Source organism: Baekduia sp., assembly GCF_035318805.1.
Classification (GTDB): domain Bacteria; phylum Actinomycetota; class Thermoleophilia; order Solirubrobacterales; family Solirubrobacteraceae; genus Baekduia.
The window spans coordinates 1-4,550 of the sequence record NZ_DATHDY010000014.1 but is presented as its reverse complement, the minus strand read 5'-3'; the positions used below and the strand labels follow the sequence as shown (position 1 = coordinate 4,550).

The following is a 4,550-nucleotide window of genomic DNA, read 5'->3' as shown; positions in this document are numbered from 1 at the left end:
CCGGTGAACCCCTGCTGGGTGATGCCGACGCCGCCGGGGTGGCCGTCGTAGATGAAGATCGTCGGGCCGCCGGTCTGCGGGTGCAGGTTGGTCGACAGGCCGCCGATGTCCCAGCGGTCGCACATCGCCAGCAGCGGCAGCACCGCGATCTGCGAGTGCTCGGCCGCGTGCAGCGACCCGAGCAGCAGCTCGAGCGGGAAGTCCTCGGCCAGCAGGCTCCCGTCCAGCTCGTACCAGAGCGCCTGCGTGGTGAACGTGGTCTGCGGGAGGTCGAGCGCGCAGAGGTCGATCGGCTCGTGGTCGGGCAGCCGCTTGCGCTGGTAGGCCATGACCGTCTCCGTGACGCTCACGATCCCGTAGCTGAGCGTCACGCCCATCGTGTCGCGGCGGTCCAGCAGCCGCTCGATGTGCGTGTCGGTCTCCTTCTTGGGCTGCGTGTACCAGTTGTCGGAGAACGGCTGGACCAGCGCACGGCGCCCGTCGAGGTCGAGCTCGGCGACCGAGTACGAGCGACCCATGTGGAGGTAGATCGCGCCGTCGTGGACGGTCGTGAAGGCGCGCGACGCCTCGACGGTCCCGAGCACCTCGCCCATGTTGATGTCCACGACGGTGAACGAGTCCGGCGAGCCGGAGCGCAGCGAGACCTTGGCCGCCGGGTAGTCCTCGGGGTGGCGCAGCGTGAAGCGCCCGCCGCGCTCGATCAGCTCGCCGAGGCCCGCGAGGTGCTCGCAGTGCGCGCGCACGCGCGGACCGAGGATGGCGGCGTCGACGTCGGGGTCGATCGGCCCCTCGTGCGCCGCGCAGAGCAGGTGCGGGTCGTGGATCTGCTCGTTCTCGTGGTTGATGATCGCCGCCTCGACCGGGCGGTCCAGGAACTCGTCGGGATGGCGGCAGAAGAACTGGTCCAGCGCGTCCTCGCCCGCGACGTAGACGGCCAGGCCGCGCCCGCGGCGCCCGGCGCGCCCCCACATCTGGCGCAGCGACGCGACCGTGCCGGGGAACGTGACGACCACGGCGGCGTCCAGCGCGCCGATGTCGATCCCCAGCTCGAGCGCGTCGGTGGTGACGACCGCGAGCAGGTCGCCGGACACCAGGCGCGCCTCCAGCTCGCGGCGCTGCTGCGGCGTGTAGCCGGCGCGGTAGGCGGCGACGCGGTCGCGCAGCGCAGGATGTGCGTCGGCGAGCTGATCGGCGACCAGCCTGGCGACGAGCTCGACGCCCTTGCGCGACTTGACGAAGCAGATCGTCCGCGCGCCCTTGACGACCAGCTCGGTCACCATCTCGGCCGCCTCGCCGAGCGCGCTGCGGCGCGTCTGCAGCGCCTCGTCGGTCACGGGCGGGTTCCACATGGCGATCTGCCGCGCCGCCCCCGGCGAGCCGTCGCGCTCCACGTGGTGGAAGTCGTCGAGGCCGGTCAGGCGCTCGGCCAGCTCCACCGGGTTGGCGATCGTCGCCGAGGCCATCAGGAACCGCGGCTCGGTCCCGTAGGCGGCCGCGATGCGGCGCAGCCGCCGCAGCACGTTGGCGACGTGCGAGCCGAAGACGCCGCGGTAGACGTGCGCCTCGTCGACCACCACGGCGGCGAGGTTGGCGAAGAAGTCGCCCCAGGCGGCGTGGTTGGGGAGGATCCCCATGTGCACCATGTCGGGGTTGCTCAGGATGAGGTTCGAGCGCCGCCGGATCGCCGAGCGGTCCTCGCGCTTGGTGTCGCCGTCGTAGATCGCGGGGCGCACCTTCTGGCCCAGGCGGAACGAGGCGATCGCGCGCGCCTGGTCCTGGGCCAGCGCCTTGGTCGGGTACAGGTACAGCGCCCGCGCCTTGGCATCGGTGCACAGGACGTCGAGCACCGGCAGGTTGAAGCACATGGACTTGCCCGACGCGGTGCCGGTGGTGACGACGACCGGGCCGGTCGCCGCGGCCGTCAGCGCCTCGGCCTGGTGAGCGAACAGCGCGTCGATCCCGGCGCCGCGCAACCCCTTCAACAACGCGGGATGAAGGTCGTCGGGCAGCGGCTGCAGCACGGGCTCGCGCGCGCCCTCGAACGCGGAGCGGACGAGGCGCTCGTCCTCCCGACCCTCCTCCAGGAGGGCCGCCCAGGGCTCCTCGGTGCGGGTGGTCGCCACGCCGAAGAGGCTAGTGCCGTGAACCAGGCACTAGGCGCCCGCGGGCAGCCGGGCCACCCGCAGCCAGAACTCGCGGAAGGCGCGGACGGTGTCGAGGTAGTGCTCGAACGCCGTCGGCTTCGTCACGAAGCTCGAGGCATGCAGGTCGTAGGCGGTCTCGACGTCGGACGTCGCGCCCGAGGTGGTGAACACCACGACCGGCAGGCGCCGCAGGCGCGGGTCGACGTCCGCGCGCAGCGCCCGGAGGACCTCGAAGCCGCCCATGCGGGGCAGGTTGAGGTCGAGGACGACGAGGTCCGGCGCGGCGGCGCCCGTGAACTGGCCCTCGCGCCGCAGGAACGCCAGCGCGTCCTCGCCGTGGCGGACGATGTCCATCTCGACGCGGGGCTCGCTGTCGGCGAGCGCCTCGCGCAGGAGCTCGACGTCGGACTCGCTGTCCTCGACGACGAGCAGCCGCCGCAGTTCGGGGGACGTCACGCGTCGTCCTCGGGGGGCGGCAGCGTCACGAGGAACGTGGCGCCCTCGCCCGGCACCGACTCCACGCGCACGTTGCCGCCATTGGACTCCACGATCTTCTTCACGATGGCCAGGCCCATGCCGGTGCCAGGGTACTCCTCGGCCGTGTGCAGACGCTGGAAGAGGCCGAACACGCGATCGTGGAACCGCGGCTCGATCCCGATGCCGTTGTCGCTGACGGCGATCTCCCACCGGCCGTCGCGGTGGCGCGCCCGGGCCGCGACGCGCGGGGCCGCCTCGCCGCGGTACTTCAACCCGTTGCCGATGAGGTTCTGCAGCATCGACGTCATGTCGCGCGGGCGCGCGCGGACGGCGGGCAGCTCGCCGCGCGTGACGGTGGCGCCGGCGTCGGCGATCGCGTGCTGGAGGTTCGCGACGGCGTGGTCCCAGGCCTCGTTGAGCTCGATCGTCGACGTCTCGGTGCCCGCGCGGCCGGTGCGGGAGTACTCGAGGAGGTCGGTGATCAGCTGCGACATGCGGCCGGCGCCGTCGCTGACGAAGCGCAGCCAGCCGCGGGCGCGCTCGTCGAGCTGGTCGCCGACGCGGCTCTCCAGCAGGCCGACATAGGACGTGATCGTCCGCAGCGGCTCCTGCAGGTCGTGCGAGGCGAGATAGGCGAAATGCTCGAGCTCCTCGTTGGAGCGCCGCAGCTGCTCCTCGCGCTCGCGCAGCTCGCCGGTCATCCGCTCGGCCAGCCGGACGGCGCGGGCCCGGGAGGTCGACAGGGCGCTCAGCAGCGCGGCCGCGAGCAGGCTCACGAGGATGCCGGCGACCGCGATGACCCACGGCCCGGCGCGCTCGCTGGTCGACAGCGTGCTCGACGTGCGCGTGAACGCGACCGCCCAGCGACGCCCGGCGACCTCGAGCGTCTCGACGCGCGTGTGGTCGGCGTTGCGCGAGCGGTTGGCGCGGCCCGGGCGCAGGTCGAACGCGATCGCGGCGTTCGTCAGGGACGCGTCGGGCGGCACGGTGGCCGCGGGGCCGAGGTCGTAGACCTCCAGGTCGGTGTCGGGCCCGGGCATGCCGAGGACCCCGCGCAGCAGGTTGTCGGTGCGGAACGCGGCGTAGACGACGCCGGCCCACGGGCGCGGCGCGCCGGTCTGCGACGGCGGGCCGCCGTAGACGGGCACCATGATGTCGAAGCCCAGCGAGGAGCCGCGCGCCTGGACGAGGCCGATCGGCGCGGTTGCGGCCGGCCGGCCGGTGCGGCGCGCCAGCAGCGCGGCGCGGCGCCGGTTGGACTCGGAGAAGAAGTCGAGCCCGAAGGCCGCGCTGTTGCCCGGCGGCGGCTCCATGTGGTCGATGACCAGCGCCTCCTGGGCGTCGGGCCTCAACTTGGGGTGGATGCGGAACGGCGGGTAGTCCAGGCCGCTGCGGGCGGCCTCGCGCTGCACGCGCCGCGCATAGGCGGGCAGGCCCGCCCGCGGGACGTAGCTGGCGAAGCCGACGACCTGCACGCCGGGGAAGCGCTGGATGACGGCCTGGTCGGCGAAGAAGTCGTGGAACTCCTTGTAGGACACGTCCTTGCTTGCGACGTAGAGGCCGGCGGCGCCGCGCAGCACCTGGCCGTAGTCCTCCAGCCGGCGGTCGATCGCGGTGACGGCCGCGTGGGTGTCGCTGGTGAGCTGGTCGCGGTCGCCGTCGTGCACGCGGCGCGCCGCCGCGTAGGTGGCCACGGCGGTCAGCGATAGCAGCAGCGCCAGGAGGAGGGCCGGCCCCAGCCGCGCGAGCCCGCTGCGCTCCATCGCCTAGTGGGCCCCGCGGGAACGTTTCACCGGAAATCCCGTCCGGCGATCACCGCCCGGCGGTGTCCTCGGACCTCGATGTGCCAGAGGCACACCTTCGGTCCTGCGTCCTTGCCGGATCGGCGCCGCCGAACGGGATTTCCCGGCGAACGTCCCCGCGCGACCC

3 protein-coding genes are annotated in these 4,550 nt (G+C 73.1%); all 3 read right to left on the bottom strand.

Annotated elements, in window-relative coordinates; translation table 11 throughout:
- Nucleotides 1–2,123 (bottom strand): DEAD/DEAH box helicase (locus VK501_RS02790; protein WP_324334418.1); only part of this gene is annotated, 2,123 nt, incomplete at its 3' end.
- A 30-nt stretch (nt 2,124–2,153) separates the two neighbouring features.
- Nucleotides 2,154–2,600, bottom strand: a complete 447-nt coding sequence (locus VK501_RS02785) for a response regulator (RefSeq protein WP_324334416.1) — start codon at nt 2,598–2,600, stop codon at nt 2,154–2,156.
- Nucleotides 2,597–4,384, bottom strand: a complete 1,788-nt coding sequence (locus tag VK501_RS02780) for a CHASE domain-containing protein (RefSeq protein WP_324334414.1) — start codon at nt 4,382–4,384, stop codon at nt 2,597–2,599. The genes VK501_RS02785 and VK501_RS02780 overlap by 4 nt, the downstream gene beginning before the upstream one ends.
- Between the last annotated feature and the right edge of the window lie 166 nt (nt 4,385–4,550).

What these genes read in the sequence shown, in the direction of transcription:
- VK501_RS02780 (WP_324334414.1), bottom strand. Translation starts at nt 4,384, where the DNA reads ATGGAGCGCAGCGGGCTCGCGCGGCTGGGGCCGGCCCTCCTCCTGGCG.